Origin of the sequence: Aeromicrobium sp. PE09-221, assembly GCF_002174305.1 — a bacterium.
GTDB lineage: Bacteria > Actinomycetota > Actinomycetes > Propionibacteriales > Nocardioidaceae > Aeromicrobium.
Genome location: NZ_MIJB01000002.1, coordinates 1 through 15191, shown reverse-complemented (window position 1 = coordinate 15191; position 15191 = coordinate 1). Strand labels below are relative to the sequence as shown.

Here is a 15191-nt window from a genome sequence, read left to right as displayed (position 1 = left end):
CGTGCGGGCCCCGGCACGACTCACTCTGTACGGCATCGGGCTGATCGCCGTGTTCGCCGTGGCCTTCGCCACCGCGAGCGCGGTCGTCCCCGAGGATGCCGCACGGGACTGGGCACAGGACTCCGAGGGACACGGCGGCCACGACGCCCCGGCGTCACACGACGGCCCTGGCGCCCACGAGACGGCACCGGGGCTCGGACTCGCCCAGGACGGTTACCGAATCGCCGACGTCGGCTCCCCCGGAGCCGTCGGCGAGGAGGGCGAACTGTCCTTCCTCGTCCTCGAGCCCCGGGGCGGCCCGGTGACCGACTACGAGCTCGAGCACGAGCACGAGCTCCACCTGATCGTCGTGCGCGCCGACGGACAGCTGTTCCGTCACGTCCACCCCGAGCGCGATGATCACGGCACCTGGTCGATCCCCTGGGAGTGGGCAGCCGGCGGCACCTACCGGCTGATCGCGGACTTCACCCCGGCGTCGGCCGGCAAGGGGCTCACGCTCTCGACGACCACACAGGTCGCGGGGGACTACTCCCCCGTCCCGCCGGAGCCGAGTGCCACCGCCACGGTCGACGGCTACGAGGTCGGCATCTCCGGCGATCTGGTAGCCGGCGAGTCGAGCGAATTGGCCGTTACCGTCGCCCGGGACGGGGAGCCGGTCACCGATCTAGAACCGCATCTAGGCGCATTCGGCCATCTGGTGGCCCTTCGTGAGGGGGATCTGGCCTATCTACACGTCCACCCGCACGGCGATACGCCGGAGCCCGGCGAGACCTCCGGGCCGGAGACCGTCTTCACGGCCAGCGCACCGACCCCGGGACGCTATCTGCTGTATCTGGACTTCCGTGTCGGCGGCGAGGTGCGGACGGCGCCGTTCGTCCTCGACACCACGACGAGCACCGGTCATGCGAACGGAGGCGGCCATGACCACTGAGGATGTCATCGGCACCGGCAGCCTCGAGCTGCGGATCGGCGGCATGACTTGCGCCTCCTGCGCCAGCCGCATCGAGAAGAAGCTCAACAAGCTCGAGGGGGTCACCGCCAGCGTCAACTACGCCACCGAGAAGGCCAGCGTGACCGGACCGGCCGACCTCGACCCGCAGCTGCTCATCGCCGAGGTCGAGAGGACCGGTTACACCGCCTCTCTGCCCGCCCCGCCCCGCCGGGAGGAGGACGAGCCCGGCGAGCCCCCCGAGGACGCCGAACTCCGCGGCCTGCGCCAGCGCCTGATCGGATCGGCGGTCCTCAGCCTGCCGGTCATCGCGATGGCGATGATCCCCGCGCTGCAGTTCGACTACTGGGGTTTTGCCTCGCTCGCGCTGGCAGCCCCGGTGGTGGTCTGGGCCGGATGGCCCTTCCACCGGGCGGCCTGGATGAACCTCCGCCACGGTGCGGCCACCATGGACACCCTTGTCTCCGTCGGCACGACCGCGGCGATGCTGTGGTCGATCGTCGCGCTCTTCTTCGGGACGGCCGGCGAGCCCGGTGTGGTCCATCCCTTCGAGCTGACCATCTCGCGTACCGACGGGCTCGGACACATCTATCTCGAGGTGGCCGCGGGCGTCATCACCTTCATCCTGATGGGCCGCTACTTCGAGAAGCGGTCCAAGCGCCGGGCCGGAGCGGCGCTACGGGCATTGCTGGAGCTCGGCGCCAAGGAGGTCTCGCTCCTGCGCGAAGGGCGCGAACAGCGGGTGCCCGTCGAGCAGCTCTCCGTCGGAGACGAGTTCGTCGTCCGGCCCGGTGAGAAGCTCGCGGCCGACGGCGTGATCGTCTCGGGCAACTCGGCGATCGATGCCTCGATGCTGACCGGCGAGTCACTCCCCGTCGAGGTCGCCGAAGGCGATGCGGTGACCGGGGCGACGGTCAATGCCGGGGGCCGGTTGATCGTCCGAGCGACCCGGGTGGGCTCCGACACCCAGCTCGCGCAGATGGCCCGCATGGTCGAGGACGCCCAGTCCGGCAAGGCCGAGATCCAGCGACTCGCCGACCGGGTGTCCGGCGTGTTCGTCCCCATCGCGATCGCCATCGCCGTGGCCACGCTGGGTGCGTGGATCGGCGCCGGCTTCCCGCTCTCGGCCGGGTTCACCGCGGCCGTTGCCGTGTTGATCATCGCCTGCCCCTGCGCTCTCGGCCTCGCGACGCCGACGGCTCTGCTGGTCGGCACCGGTCGCGGAGCACAGCTCGGCGTGCTCATCAAGGGCCCGGAGATCCTGGAGTCCACTCGACGGGTTGACACGATCGTGCTCGACAAGACCGGCACGGTCACCGCCGGACGCATGACGCTGACCGGTGTCATCACCGGAGAGGGTGTCGAGCGCGCCGACCTGCTGCGTCTGGCGGGTGCCCTGGAGGATGCCTCCGAGCACCCGATCGCCCAGGCCATCGCCACGGGCGCACGCGACGAGCTGGACACCCTGCCGGTCCCCGAGTCCTTCGAGAACCTGGAGGGCCGCGGTGTGCAGGGCGTCGTCGAGGGGCACGCCGTCCTCGCCGGGCGTGAGGCACTCCTCGAGGACTGGGCGCAACCACTCGACGACGCCCTGCTCCGCGCCAAGCGGGAGGCGGAGGCCGAGGGCCGGACGGCGATCGCGGTCGGCTGGGACGGACGGGCCCGCGGGGTGCTGGTCGTGTCCGATCAGATCAAGCCGACGAGCGCCGAGGCGGTGAGACGTCTCGTCGAGCTCGGCCTGACCCCCATCCTCCTTACCGGTGACAACCAGACCGTCGCCGAGCAGGTGGCCGACGAGGTCGGCATCGAGCGGGTCATCGCCGAGGTCCTGCCGCGGGACAAGGTCGATGTCATCGCCCGTCTGCAAGGCGAGGGCAAGGTCGTCGCGATGGTCGGCGACGGGGTCAATGACGCGCCGGCCCTCGCCCAGGCTGATCTGGGTCTCGCGATGGGGACCGGCACCGATGTCGCGATCGAGGCCGCCGACATCACACTCGTCCGGGGCGACCTGCGCGCCGCCGCCGATGCCATCGCACTGGCGCGCCGGACGCTGCGCACCATCAAGACCAACCTGTTCTGGGCCTTCTCCTACAACACCGCCGCGATCCCGCTGGCCGCCTTCGGGCTGCTCAATCCCATGCTCGCCGGGGCGGCCATGGCGCTCTCCAGCGTCTTCGTGGTGAGCAACAGCCTGCGCCTGCGCACGTTCGCCGGGATCGACAAGGGGGCGCTGCATGACGGCCTCTCAGCACGATAGGCATGAGCGCACCGAGCACGAGGGCCACGACCATCACGACCATCATGACCACGTCGAGCGGTTCCGGCGGCTGTTCTGGATCATGCTCACGTTCGCCGTCCCGGTCGTGGGATTCAACGCGATGTTCGCCGACCTCGTGGGATATGAGCTCACCGGCGCCGGCTGGGTGCAGTGGGTCTCGCCCGTTCTCGGCACCGTCATGTATGTCTGGGGCGGCCGTCCGTTCCTCACCGGCGGTGTGAGCGAGATCCGCTCCCGCCAGCCGGGCATGATGCTCCTGATCGCCTTGGCGATCACGGTGGCCTTCGTGGCCTCATGGGGCGCGAGCCTGCACCTGCTGCATCACGAGCTGGACTTCTGGTGGGAGCTGGCGCTGCTGATCGTCATCATGCTGCTCGGTCACTGGATCGAGATGCGCTCCCTGGCGCAGACCACGTCGGCCCTCGACTCGCTGGCCGCCCTGCTGCCAGACGAAGCCGAGCGCTTGGAGGGCGACGGCATCGTCACCGTCGCCCCCGCCGACCTCTCGGTCGGTGACGTGGTGGTCGTCCGGCCCGGGGCATCGGTGCCCGCCGACGGACGGATCGTCGACGGCGCGGCGAGTATGGACGAGTCGATGGTGACCGGTGAGTCCGCGCCCGTGCGCCGGGAGACGGGTGACCAGGTGGTCGCCGGCACCGTCGCCACCGACTCCGGGTTGCGTGTCGAGGTCACCGCGATCGGCGACGACACGGCCCTCGCCGGTATCCGCCGGCTGGTGTCCGATGCGCAGTCGTCCTCCTCGCGGGCACAGCGGATCGCGGACACCGCGGCCGCCTGGCTGTTCTGGTACGCCCTCGGGGCGGCGGCGATCACGGCGGTCGTCTGGACCCTGCTCGGGATGCCCGACTCGGCGGTGGTCCGCGGCATCACCGTCCTGGTGATCGCCTGCCCGCACGCCCTCGGGCTCGCGATCCCGCTCGTGGTCTCGATCGCCACCGAACGCGCGGCGCGCGGGGGTGTCCTCGTCAAGGACCGGCTCGCCCTGGAGTCGATGCGCACCGTCGACACCGTGCTCTTCGACAAGACCGGCACCCTCACCAAGGGAGAGCCGACCGTGACCGCGGTCCAGGCGGCCCCCGGACGAGACGAGGACGAGGTGCTGGCGCTCGCCGCGGCCGCGGAGTCCGACAGCGAGCATCCGCTGGCCACGGCCATCGTCCGCGCCGCCGGTGACCGGAAGCTGGACCTTCCGTCGGCGCGAGACTTCTCCTCCTCCCCCGCCGTCGGCGTGGAGGCCACGGTCGACGGCTCCACGGTCCGCGTCGGCGGGCCCTATCTGCTTGACCAGCACGGCGCGGACGAGCTGACGGTCGCTGCGACCTGGCGCGAGGAGGGGGCGATCATCCTGCACGTGCTCGTGGGCGAGGAGGTCGTCGGAGCGCTGCGGCTCGCCGACGAGATCCGCCCGGAGTCCCGCCAGGCCGTCGATGCGCTGCACGCGATCGGGGCGCACGTCGTGATGATCACCGGCGACGCCCAGGCTGTAGCCGATCAGGTCGCCGGGGAGCTGGGCATCGACCGGGTCTACGCCGGGGTCCGCCCCGAGGACAAGGCCGCGACCGTGGCCGAGTTGCAGGGTGAGGGTCGCACAGTCGCGATGGTCGGCGACGGCGTCAACGACGCACCGGCTCTCGCCCAGGCCGATGTCGGCATCGCGATCGGTGCGGGCACGGACGTGGCGATCGGCTCGGCGGGTGTGGTGCTCGCCTCGTCCGACCCACGCTCGGTGCTCTCGATCGTGGAGCTGTCGCGTGCCACCTACCGCACGATGAAGCAGAACCTCTGGTGGGCCGCGGGCTACAATCTGCTGGCCGTGCCCTTGGCGGCCGGTGTGCTGGCGCCGGTGGGATTCGTGTTGCCGATGAGCATCGGCGCGATCCTCATGTCGGCCTCCACCGTCGTGGTCGCCCTGAACGCCCAGCTGCTGAGACGGCTCGACCTACGCCCCCAGCGCAGTGCCGCCACCTTCCTGACCTCTCCACATCACCGCCCCGGAGGATGACACCATGACCGCTTCGCACGAGGGCGCTCACGCTCACGGCTATATCGACGACAAGACCCGCTACCTCGCCCGTCTCAAACGCATCGAGGGACAGGCCCGCGGTATCCACCGGATGATCGATGAGGACACCTACTGCATCGACATCCTGACGCAGATCAGCGCACTCACCAGTGCCCTGGAGAATGTCGCCCTCGGCCTCTTGGACGACCATCTCAGGCACTGCGTCGTGGACGCGGCGAAGGCCGGTGGTCCGGAGGCCGAGCAGAAGATCAAGGAGGCGTCCGCCGCCATCGCCCGACTCGTCAAGTCCTGACGCGTCGACATCGGGTCCGTCTCATGGTTTCGGCGCCTGTCGGACCGCCACGACGCTGTAGACGAAGGCGGAGGCCCGGGCCGTTCCACGGCAGGTGAGCTGACGCGGGGGTGATCGCGTGACCTCGATATCGATCGCGAGCGCATCGCGGCCGGGGACACGGCTCGCGACGTGAACGGTCCACCGGTCGTCCTCTCGGGAGGTGGAGACGATCGCGTAGTCATCGCGGCCGGCGGGGCCCTGGGTCTCCAATGCGGCCGCGACGGCGACCTGTTCGACGGGGACGAGGTCGGTGTAGCCACGCAGGTGCCTGGCATCGATGCGGTCGTCCAGATGGCCCGCCACGACGTCGACAGCCGACTCGGCGTCGAGGCGGCCATAGTAGACGCCATCGGGCACGAGGAGGATGTTCGCCGCGAACCGGTCTCCTCCGACGTGTGTGCATTCCCACACCAGATGGGGCCATCGAGCGCTCAATGCCCCGGCGACCGGACGGCCGCGGACCGCGCAGCAGACATCGTGCAGGCCGTGGGCGCAGACCAGGACGACGGGTTCCGGGGTCCCCCGCGGGGTGAGGTCGGCGGGATCGTTCAGCACGCGGACGATGTCCAGCAGATCGCGTTCCTCCCGCCAGGTCCCCCAGTGTTGCATCAGCCGATCCCCGGTGGCGCGATGGAGCACCGCCCAGCGACCTGGGCCTCCGCGCCGACGACGTCCGTGCCGCCGGATCAGCAGGATGCGGGCCCGGCGCGCGTGGGCCGCCGCGAACACGGCCGCGTGCACCTGCGGGTCGAGATCGAGGCCGTCGAATCCGTTGACCGGCCAGGACCCGCGGTATTCGATGAGGATCCAGTAGGAGCCGCGTGGCGCGGTCCCGGCTATCGGGTCCTCGCGCTCATCGGCGGCCTGAGCGCAGAAGAACTGCTCGGTCTCCACCGGCACCTCAGGACAGGACGGGGACGACGACGCCGGCGCGCAGCAGTCGGCGGGTCACGTGGTCGCCGAGCTCTCCACAGGTGAGCACCTCACCGTCGAGCAGTCGATGTACGGCGGCCAGCTCCTCATCGGTCAGATCCAGCCAGCCGACACGCGTCATCAGCCGGGATCCGCTGAAGGTGGAGTCCAGTCCGCCGCGCCAGCTCACGAGCGTGTCGGGACCCAGATCGTTCACGGCCCGCAGCTGCGCGAGGGGCCCGAGCGGCGCCGGCCGTGCCTGCGAGCGACGGGTGCGGTGGAACGCGGGCCGGGGGTCGGCTTGGTCGAGGGCCTCGGCGAAGCGCTTCTTCACCATATCGACGATGCCGGGATCGAGTTCTTTCACGCCCAGGGGGAGGCTGGCCCGGATCTCGGGATCGTCGCGCAGGATCGCGATGACGGCCTGGGCCAGCTGCTCGGCGAGCCCGTGGCCGGTCCACGTGTGCACGCCGAGGGTGAGATGGATGGAGACCTCGCCCTGCGCCGCGGCCGCGTGCAGCCAACCGCGCGGAAGATAGAGGACATCGCCCGGCGCGAGCACCGCGTCGATGGCCGGGGCGGCGGCAGCTGCCGCCGCGACCTCGTCGCGCCGATCGGTCCAGGGCTGGTCGCGCAGGGGGTTCTGCATGACCGGTTCGTGGATGATCCAGCGCTTGGTCCCGCTGATCTGCAGGACGAAGACATCGTGGACGTCGTAGTGATCGTCGAAGCCCTGGTTCTGCGGCGGGGTGATGTAGGCATTGGCCTGCACCGGGTGTCCGAGCTCCTCGCCGAGGCGCGTGGCGAAGTCGCCGATCGGCTCCCAGGTGCGCTGGAGGGCTTGCAGGACGAGGGTGGCACCGGCATCGAAGTGCCGCCACAGAGCGGTGTCATCGAGCTGGTCGCCGATCGTGGCACCCACCCCTGCGGGCGAGGTGAAGGACGAGACCGGCAGGGTCTCGCCATCCTTCGCGACGCGCAAGAAGGGCGAGCGCAGCCCGCGCCGGGAGATCAGCTCGTCGGCGGCCACCGGTGAGAAGAGATCGGCGAAGTCACCGGACCGGCGCGTGAGCAGAGCCTTGCGCCCCCAGTAGTCCTCGGCGAACCGCTGCCGGGGGATGTCGATGAGCCGCGATGTCAGTACCCCGGGGCGCGCAGAGGCCCCAGGGTACTGATCAGCATCGTGAACTGAACTCAAGAGGGGTCTGCGCCACCATCGGCACCACCGTCTGCGCCACCATCGTGCACACCGGGCGTACCCGCGGCACCGCCATCGGCCGGACCCTCTGCCCCGCCATCGGCACCGCCATCGTGCACACCGGGCGTGCCCGCGGCACCGCCGTCGGCCGGTCCTTCGGTCTCATTCGGATCATTCGGGTTGCTCATGCGTCCTCCTCGGTCTCGGCTGTCGAGTCCCACCTCTTCCATCAAAACAGCCTGTCTCCGCTGCCGCATGCCGAACGACGTCCTCACCTGGCTCTGGAATCCACTCCAAGGCTCGCGGGATCGGTATTGGCCCCGCAGAGCACGACACAGATCTTCTCCCCCGTACCGGGGAGGTAGCCCGGACTCGACAACCCGGCCCAGGCGGTGCCTGCGGCATGCTCGACGACCAGCCGGTGCTCGTCCCAGAGCCGCGCTCGGGCGGTCACAATCTCGTGATCGGGCACGAGGACCGAGCGCACGTCGCCATGTCGCGCCGCCCACAGCGCCAGCTGCGATGCGCGACGAGCGCCCAGCGAGTCGGCGGCGACACTCTCGACCTCGACATCGACAGGGCGTCCCGCTTCGAGCGCGGCACGCAGAGCATGTGAGTTCTCCGGCTCCACCGCGACGACACGCACGCCGTGCTCGCGGGCGACGGCGGCGACTCCGGCGAAGAGGCCTCCCCCGCCAACCGACAAGACCACCGTGTCCAGGTCCGGAACACGGGAGAGGATCTCGAGCATGAGGGTGCCCGCCCCAGCCGCTACGTACGGGTGATCATAGGCGTGCGACATCAGTGCCCCGCTCTGCTGGGAGAACTCGGCACAGGCCGCCTGCGCCTCGGCGTACTCCGAGCCGGTCAGCCGGACATCGGCCTCATACGCCCGTAGCCGGTCGACCTTGACCGCCGGGGCGCCGGTGGGCAGGAAGACGGTGGCCGGCACGCCGTGCTGCCGGGCTGCCCATGCGCACGCGAGGCCCGCATTGCCTCCCGAGGCGATCGTCACCCCGGCGCGCGGGAGCGTGCCGGCGTCGCGATGGGCGAGCAGGAAGTTCTGCGCTCCTCGCGCTTTGAAGGTGCCAGTATGCTGCATGAACTCCAGCGCCCAGTGGAGCTCATAGTCATCGGCGGAGTCGCGTCCCCGATCCGCTCGAGCGACGACGACCTCGCGAACACGCCCCGCGATACGGGCCGAGGCCGCCTCCACATCGGCGATGCTCAACTCATTCACGGGATCATCCTCGCGGACAGACACGCCCTATCCTCATAGATGGGGCCGGATCCGTCTCGGCACTGTCTCGCGGAGGGAGTACTCATGATCATCGCTGGTCTCATCCTGGCGGGCCTCGCGGCGCTCGTGCACGTGTTCATCTTCTATCTCGAGTCGATCGCGTGGACCGGGGAGCAGGCTCGTCGCGTCTTCGGCACAGGAACCGTCGAGCAGGCGGAGGCGCTGAAGGATCTGGCCTTCAACCAGGGCTTCTACAATCTCTTCCTCGCGATCGCGGTCGCCCTCGGCATCGGGTTGTACGGAGCGGGCCAGGTGGCGGTCGGTGCGACCCTCGTCTTCACCGGAGCCGGCTCGATGGCCGCGGCGGCACTCGTCCTGGTCCTATCGAGTCCGGACAAGGCCTCGGCGGCGCTGAAGCAGGGGCTGATCCCGGCGCTGGGCATCATCGCGCTGGCGATCGGGCTCTCGCTCTAGAGCTCACCCCTCGGCGATGCAGTCCTCGCCCCAGCCGACCAGATCGGCGACCTGACGAGCCAGGCTCATCGGATCGAAGGGCTTGGCAATGACACCACGGATATCCACCCCTGCCCAGGGCGGGTCCTCGTCCCCGAAGGTCGGACGGGCGGTCAGCAGCACCACCGGGATGTCAGCGGTAGCAGCATCGCCGAGCAGAATGCGCGCCGCCTCGACCCCGTCCATCTCCGGCATCATGAGGTCCATCAGGATCACCGAGGGGCGATGCTCACGGGCCAGATCGATCGCCGTACGGCCCCGCTCGGCCGTGATGACCCGCCAACCGGCGAGCCGCGTCAGCGCGATCTCGGTGAGAGCACGGATGCTGGAGTCGTCTTCGACGACGAGAGCGAGGGGTGGCGTCATCAGGTATCTCCGCGATCCAAGGTTCCGGTGACAGCGCGAGCCGCTGTGCCAGATCTTCAGCCTACCGGCCGGAGCGCCGCGCGGCCGGTCCGCTCGATAGAGTCACGCCTGACAAGACTGCGTCGGCCCGCGGGGTTCGTCGCGATGCTAGGAGGAGTCCCGTGCCGGACGTACAACCTGATGAAGGACGCCTACGGATCACCGTGCGCACCGCGACGGGATCCGGGCGGACGCCCATCTCGGCATTCGACGATGCCCTGCACGGGGCGAATGTCGCCGACTTCAATCTGATCGCCCTGTCCTCGGTGGTGCCCCCGCGCAGCGACGTGGTGGTCGCCGATGAACCGCTCTCATCCGAACACGGCGACAAGCTGTACTGCGTGATGGCGACCGCCAATGCGGAGCTGCGCGGAGAGTCCGCCTGGGCCGGACTCGGCTGGGTCTACGACGAGGAGCACGGCGGTCTCTTCGTGGAGCATCACAGCGGGAGTCAGGAGTCTGTCGAAGAGCTCATCGAGCTCTCTCTGCAGGATATGGCCCGGCGGCGAGGTCGTGACTTCGGTCCGACGCACAAGATCGTCGTCGGTGCGCACTGTGTCGACAGCCCGGTGTGCGCGCTGGCCATCGCCACCTATGCGGTGGAGTCGTGGGGAATGGCCCGTGGCTGACGACGACCACCGGACCCCGGGCGTCAGGATCGAGCGACGGACGGTCATCCCCGTGACGGAGGCCGAGCACCTCTATGCCTACTACGAGAGCTCCTTCGGTCCTCTCCGTGAGGCCGCCGCCGCGCGGCACGTGGTGCCGCTGGAGGAGTTCGTCGAGGAGATGGCCGATGCCCGTATCGACAAGCTGGTGGCCCTGTCGGAGGCCGACGGATCCTTCCTCGGCATGTCGACCCTCGCGCGCGATCTCGACGCCGTGCCATGGGCCAGTCCGGAGTTCTACCTGACCCGTTATCCCGATCATGCCGCACGCGGCGCGGTCTGGTACCTCGGCTTCACGATGACCGTGCCCGGTGTGCAGCGCAACGGCGTCTTCGCCACCATGCTCTCCGCGGTCGTGGAGGCGGCGCTCGCGGAGCGGGCCGTGGTCGGCTGGGACATGTGCGCGGCCAATGTCGGCGCGGGCTTCAACGAGGCCGTCAAGGCGCAGCTCGGTGGCGACGACGTGCCGGTGGCTCAGGTCGACGTGCAGACGTATTACAGCGCGGACTTCGCCGGCGATCACTGACCACCGGTGGAGGCGACCGGCAGGGTGAAGCGGAAGGTGCTCCCCTTGCCCCAATCGCTCTCGGCCCAGACCCGCCCTCCGAGCTGGGTGACGATCGCCCGGGTGATGGACAGTCCGAGTCCTGTGCCTCCCTCGAGACGCGCATCGGAGGAGTCGACCTGGCGGAAGCGCTCGAAGATATCCTCCAGACGATCGGCGGGGATGCCCCGCCCCTCGTCGGCGACGGTGAAGACCACCTCGTCGCGACCTGCGGTGGCGCTGATGCGCACCGTGTCGCCCCGATCGGAGAACTTGATCGCGTTGCCGATGAGATTGCCCAGGACCTGCGCCACCCGGTCCGGGTCGGCGATGACCCGTCCGTCGACATCCCCGACCTCGAGCGCGACTCCGGCACGTTGGGCGAGGGAGGCGAGCTCGGTCGCGCTCGTCTCGATCAGCGACGCCGCGGAATGGGGCGCGGCACGGACCTCGAAGTTGCCGGAGGCGAGACGTTCGACATCGAGTATGTCGTTGACGAGCCGCCCGAGCCGCTCGGCACTCTCCTCGGCGCTGGCCGCGATCACCTCGACTTCCGGAGGGAGAGCGCCGAGGGCTCCGCTGTTGATCAGTCCGAGACCTCCGCGGATCGAGGTCAGCGGCGTGCGCAGCTCGTGGCTGACCACCGAGAGAAAGCGGTCCTTCAGCCGCTCGACCTCACGTCGCTCGGTGACGTCCCGGAACGCGACGACCGCGCCGGTGACCTCCGAGGTCGCCGGGTCGACGATCGGGGACGCCACGATCTCGACGGCGACCTCCGAACCGTCGCTGCGCAGGTACACGTCGTCCTCGCTGCGGGCGACGGCCGCGTGCCGGATCGCCTCGGTGACGTAGCACTCCTCGATGGGATAGGGCTTGCCGTCGGGGGCAGGGGCGTGAAACAGCTCGTGGGGATGCGCCGTCCCGATGACCCGGTCGTCGAGACCGAGCATCTCCCTCGCGGAACGGTTGATGACCGTGACCCGGCCGGACACGTCGACCGCGTAGATGCCGTCGGCGACGCTGTCGAGGAGCGCACGCGTCTGCTCGGCCCAGTGCCGCAGGTCCGCGGTCTGGGCGGCGACCCGATGCTCGAGGTTGAGGCGCAACTCGTAACTGTCGCGACTGATGATCAGCTCGCGACCACAGGCGGCCGCCACGAGAACGACCCACAGGATGACGCGACCCGATGTCGTCGGACCCCCGGAGTTGACCGTCTGCAGGACTCCGGCCGCGAGCAGCACGGCGAAGATCGTGACGGTGCCGACGATCTCGGCGACACGCGGCCGGGCGACGGCCGGATTGCCGTTCGTGACCGGCGCCCAGGCCGCCAGGCCGATGAGGGCGTACCCGCTGATCCATCCCAGGTCCGTCCAGGTGCCGAACACATAACCGGCCTCGGCCTGTCTGATGGCGTAGTTCAGGTCGCTCATCATGTAGAAGAGGTAGCCCACGGCGATCAGGGCGAGGGTCAACCGCTCGGCGGAGTTGGAACGCACGAGCAGCAGCACGGCGATCGTGGCCACCACGACGTCCAGCACAGGGATGACGAGGACCGTCAGTCCGCCCAGGCCGCCGTTGGTCGTGAGCAGCAGATTGTCGTAGATGAGCGAGCTGGCGATGATGAGCACGGCGGAGCCGGCCACGACCCCGTCGAGGACCAGCACGGCAAGCCCGCGACGGGAATGGATGGCCGGGAACAGCAGCAGGGCGGTGATCGATAGCGTCAGCGCGGCGGCGATCGTGAGGTCGTTGAGCGGGATCGAGAGCCCGGCGGGGCCGCCCGATGCCGCCCCGATCAGATTGCCCGAGACGGCGACCAGCGCGGCGGTCCCGATCAGACGCCATGATCCGCGGCGACGTCCCTGCGAACGACGCGACCGCAGGAAGCAGCTCACAGCGGTGGCACCACCCGCGAGCAGCAGTCCCGCGGATGCCGCGAGCGCCGCGGCCTCGCTCCCGGACTGCCACCAGAGGAAGACGGTGAGTGCGGCGATCGCGGTGACCACCACGGCGGCCGCACACGTGAACGCGCGGAATCCCGAGGCCAGGACGGCTGTCGCGGGCGCTGCGCCGTTCATGGGAACCCTCCGATCGTGTCCGGACCGGGCGATCCGTCGCATGGGCACAGACGTCGATCCCCCCGTTCACCACAGACGATAGCCAAGATGACGCCCGCCCGGTGGCGGCACCTCGGTGCTGAGTGCTCTCGGCGGGAGCGTGTCCCGCTCCTGGAGATCCACCCGCCGCGTCCCGCAGCCGATGCAGCGCACATAGAGAACGAATCCGGCGGACGTAGGGTGCCGCGAGTCCTCGATCCAGCCGTGCTCATGGGCTTCGGTCGGGGTCGCGTTCCCCCCTCGGGAGCTGTGCGCTGCTGCGGTCATGGTTCCACGGTGATGTAATGTCCTTATGCATCTCAACCCTTACGGTGAGTACGCGGTCCTTCTCGCGGCATCACTGGCCAATGACTGGCCCGCTGATCGGGCTGGGATCGTCGCGCGGACTCGCGCTTTCGGCATGACGGCGGAGTTCCCGGACACCGCTGAGGATCACTCACAGCTGCGCCGCGTCATCGACGACTGGCTGGCCGTGGTCGACGAGCCCGATCCCCACGAGCGGGCACGGATCCTCAACGAGCACATGGCGACAGCCTCGGCCTATCCGCGCCTGACCGATCACCACGATGAGGGCTGGCACCTGCACTACCGCTCGGATGACGCGAGATCATTGGCCCACGTGCTGTTCGCCGTCATCAGCGTCGGCACGGCCCTGCATCTCAGCACCCGCGGCATGCACCGCCTCCGCCGGTGCGCAGCTGGGGACTCCCCCGGCGATCCCTGCACGGCCGTCGTCGCAGACGTTACCCGCAACGGCCGGCAGCGATACTGCTCTGTCCGCTGCGCGAACCGCGCGGCCGTCCGCAGGCATCGAGCACGCGGACGATGAGGACATCGCCGAGCCGCGCGCGATCACGCACCGTCGAAGCGCCGGGCCCACTCGAGGAAGAGGCGCGTCTCCGCGGGTCCCAGGATCTCCGGCCGGACAGCCGCCCGCTCGATGAGATCGCGCACCGGGTCCGGGTCTCCACCACCGGCAGCCGCTCCCGTGATCGCGGCGATGGCCCCTTCGCGGATCGCCACCGATAGGGCGCGATCCTCCCGGGTCGAGCACGATCTGCCAGATCTGGTCGACCGCGCGAGCAAATGAGGGCTGGCGGCCCTACGACCGCGGCGCCGACGCCGCCGACCGCCGCGAAGACCACCTCCACGTCACCGTGCGATCGACGTAGCGCCTACTTCCTGGCGAGCCTTGCTGCCACGAGCTGTCGCACGTCATCGACGCCGTCGGGCGTCGGGACTTCCAAGGTGATGGAGAACAGTTTCCCCGATACCGGTGCCTGAGCGATGCGCTCACGCAGCTGCTCAGCGATCGCCGCATCATTCAGGAGTGTGTCCCGAAGTCTCTCGGCGAAGTGGAACGACACCTGCAACACGCCCGGTTCGATGCGGAGCCAGGCCAGTGTCTTTCCGCTGCGCGATGCCTTCGCAAGCCATCCACCGTCGCGATAGTGCCGCCACGTCACCTCCGCTCCGAAAGAAGCGAACACGTCAGTGACCTCGTCCCAGACACCGGAGACATCGCCCAACGCAGCGCGGATCGCATCCTCATCGGGTCGAGTCTCGGCATCGGTGAAGACGTTCCCCACACCAGACACCCTACGAGCACCACGGCCGCCGGGTGTGTGAAGCACCCCAGGTTTGATGCCCAGGCTGTCTACGCTGCCGTGCCCGAGCACGTCAAGAAGCTGCCCAACCAAGCGTTCTACGAGCGCATTGAACCGCCCCGGCGAGTCCGGAGGGGTGTCTTGTTGGCTCAGCCGGTCGGCGTGAGCTCGTTTCTTGCAGCGTAGTGGAGTTCCTCGGCGGCCTTCGGTGTCAGGTCGTCGAGTGCCTCGTGGGGGCGCTCATTGTTGAAGAAGTCGACCCAGTTCAAGGTCTCGATCTCGACGTGCTCGACCCCGCGCCAGGGGCCTTCGGGACGGATCAGCTCGGCCTTGTAGAGCCCGATCCGCGACTCGGCGAGGGCGTTGATGCTCCTATATCCGT

The 15191-nt window shown here is 69.3% G+C and carries 17 protein-coding genes; 8 read left to right on the top strand and 9 right to left on the bottom strand.

The genetic code is table 11. From position 1 onward, the window contains the following. Position 1: 1 nt before the first annotated feature. The 4 genes from BHE97_RS00195 to BHE97_RS00180 are packed head-to-tail and all read left to right on the top strand — an operon-like array spanning position 2 to position 5563. Positions 2–931, top strand: coding sequence for a heavy metal-binding domain-containing protein (locus tag BHE97_RS00195; RefSeq protein ID WP_087622009.1), 930 nt, complete (start codon positions 2–4; stop codon positions 929–931). Next, positions 921–3206, top strand: a complete 2286-nt coding sequence (locus BHE97_RS00190) for a heavy metal translocating P-type ATPase (protein WP_087622170.1) — start codon at positions 921–923, stop codon at positions 3204–3206. Before BHE97_RS00195 ends, BHE97_RS00190 begins: the two co-directional genes overlap by 11 nt. Continuing rightward, the gene (locus BHE97_RS00185; RefSeq protein ID WP_087622008.1) at positions 3184–5250 is read left to right on the top strand and encodes a heavy metal translocating P-type ATPase; all 2067 of its coding nucleotides are present in this window, start codon (positions 3184–3186) and stop codon (positions 5248–5250) included. Before BHE97_RS00190 ends, BHE97_RS00185 begins: the two co-directional genes overlap by 23 nt. A gap of 4 nt (positions 5251–5254) precedes the next feature. Further along, the gene (locus tag BHE97_RS00180) at positions 5255–5563 is read left to right on the top strand and encodes a metal-sensitive transcriptional regulator (protein WP_087622007.1); all 309 of its coding nucleotides are present in this window, start codon (positions 5255–5257) and stop codon (positions 5561–5563) included. Between the two features lie 21 nt (positions 5564–5584). Here BHE97_RS00180 and BHE97_RS00175 read toward each other — a convergent pair whose 3' ends face one another. From BHE97_RS00175 to BHE97_RS00160, 4 genes are all read right to left on the bottom strand, one after another. Further along, a complete protein-coding gene (locus BHE97_RS00175; RefSeq protein ID WP_201791246.1) occupies positions 5585–6505 on the bottom strand; it encodes a sucrase ferredoxin in 921 nt (306 codons plus the stop codon). A 1-nt stretch (position 6506) separates the two neighbouring features. Next, complete coding sequence (locus BHE97_RS00170) at positions 6507–7715, bottom strand: cupin domain-containing protein (RefSeq protein ID WP_087622005.1); 1209 nt, start codon at positions 7713–7715, stop codon at positions 6507–6509. Continuing rightward, positions 7712–7903, bottom strand: coding sequence for a hypothetical protein (locus tag BHE97_RS00165; RefSeq protein WP_087622004.1), 192 nt, complete (start codon positions 7901–7903; stop codon positions 7712–7714). The genes BHE97_RS00170 and BHE97_RS00165 overlap by 4 nt, the downstream gene beginning before the upstream one ends. An 83-nt stretch (positions 7904–7986) precedes the next feature. Next, on the bottom strand, positions 7987–8955 hold the full coding sequence (locus BHE97_RS00160; protein WP_087622169.1) for a threonine/serine dehydratase: 969 nt from the start codon (positions 8953–8955) through the stop codon (positions 7987–7989). Positions 8956–9039: 84 nt separating this feature from the next. Between BHE97_RS00160 and BHE97_RS00155 the strand changes: the two genes are divergently transcribed. Then, a complete protein-coding gene (locus BHE97_RS00155; RefSeq protein ID WP_087622003.1) occupies positions 9040–9429 on the top strand; it encodes a DUF1304 domain-containing protein in 390 nt (129 codons plus the stop codon). Positions 9430–9432: 3 nt separating this feature from the next. Here the strand turns inward: BHE97_RS00155 and BHE97_RS00150 are convergent, their stop codons facing one another. Next, entirely contained in the window at positions 9433–9834 is a 402-nt protein-coding gene (locus BHE97_RS00150) for a response regulator (protein ID WP_087622002.1), read from the bottom strand. 161 nt (positions 9835–9995) lie between these two features. Here BHE97_RS00150 and BHE97_RS00145 point away from each other — a divergent pair, with 161 nt between their 5' ends. Both BHE97_RS00145 and BHE97_RS00140 read left to right on the top strand, forming a co-directional pair. After that, positions 9996–10502 (top strand): pyruvoyl-dependent arginine decarboxylase, encoded by a 507-nt coding sequence (locus tag BHE97_RS00145; protein WP_170931168.1) that lies wholly within the window; start codon positions 9996–9998, stop codon positions 10500–10502. After that, entirely contained in the window at positions 10495–11067 is a 573-nt protein-coding gene (locus BHE97_RS00140) for a hypothetical protein (protein WP_087622000.1), read from the top strand. Before BHE97_RS00145 ends, BHE97_RS00140 begins: the two co-directional genes overlap by 8 nt. On the opposite strand, the gene BHE97_RS00135 is transcribed toward BHE97_RS00140, so the two are convergent. Beyond that, entirely contained in the window at positions 11061–13163 is a 2103-nt protein-coding gene (locus BHE97_RS00135; protein ID WP_170931167.1) for an ATP-binding protein, read from the bottom strand. The two genes, BHE97_RS00140 and BHE97_RS00135, sit on opposite strands and share 7 nt — an antisense overlap. A 331-nt stretch (positions 13164–13494) precedes the next feature. Between BHE97_RS00135 and BHE97_RS00125 the strand changes: the two genes are divergently transcribed. Further along, entirely contained in the window at positions 13495–14031 is a 537-nt protein-coding gene (locus BHE97_RS00125) for a CGNR zinc finger domain-containing protein (protein ID WP_087621997.1), read from the top strand. Between the two features lie 23 nt (positions 14032–14054). Here BHE97_RS00125 and BHE97_RS19965 read toward each other — a convergent pair whose 3' ends face one another. The 3 genes from BHE97_RS19965 to BHE97_RS00115 form a co-directional block, all read right to left on the bottom strand. Then, complete coding sequence (locus BHE97_RS19965) at positions 14055–14225, bottom strand: hypothetical protein (RefSeq protein ID WP_170931166.1); 171 nt, start codon at positions 14223–14225, stop codon at positions 14055–14057. A gap of 152 nt (positions 14226–14377) precedes the next feature. Then, a complete protein-coding gene (locus BHE97_RS00120; RefSeq protein ID WP_170931165.1) occupies positions 14378–14791 on the bottom strand; it encodes a DUF3788 family protein in 414 nt (137 codons plus the stop codon). A 167-nt stretch (positions 14792–14958) separates the two neighbouring features. Continuing rightward, a partial coding sequence (locus BHE97_RS00115) for an integrase core domain-containing protein (protein ID WP_140399913.1) occupies positions 14959–15191 on the bottom strand: 233 nt, incomplete at its 5' end.

Excerpts from the sequence above, each read along its gene's own strand:
- BHE97_RS00190 (WP_087622170.1), top strand. The coding sequence starts at position 921 with ATGACCACTGAGGATGTCATCGGCACCGGCAGCCTCGAGCTGCGGATC.
- BHE97_RS00185 (WP_087622008.1), top strand. The coding sequence starts at position 3,184 with ATGACGGCCTCTCAGCACGATAGGCATGAGCGCACCGAGCACGAGGGC.
- BHE97_RS00180 (WP_087622007.1), top strand. The coding sequence starts at position 5,255 with ATGACCGCTTCGCACGAGGGCGCTCACGCTCACGGCTATATCGACGAC.
- BHE97_RS00165 (WP_087622004.1), bottom strand. The coding sequence starts at position 7,903 with ATGAGCAACCCGAATGATCCGAATGAGACCGAAGGACCGGCCGACGGC.
- BHE97_RS00155 (WP_087622003.1), top strand. The coding sequence starts at position 9,040 with ATGATCATCGCTGGTCTCATCCTGGCGGGCCTCGCGGCGCTCGTGCAC.
- BHE97_RS00150 (WP_087622002.1), bottom strand. The coding sequence starts at position 9,834 with ATGACGCCACCCCTCGCTCTCGTCGTCGAAGACGACTCCAGCATCCGT.
- BHE97_RS00135 (WP_170931167.1), bottom strand. The coding sequence starts at position 13,163 with ATGAACGGCGCAGCGCCCGCGACAGCCGTCCTGGCCTCGGGATTCCGC.
- BHE97_RS00125 (WP_087621997.1), top strand. The coding sequence starts at position 13,495 with ATGCATCTCAACCCTTACGGTGAGTACGCGGTCCTTCTCGCGGCATCA.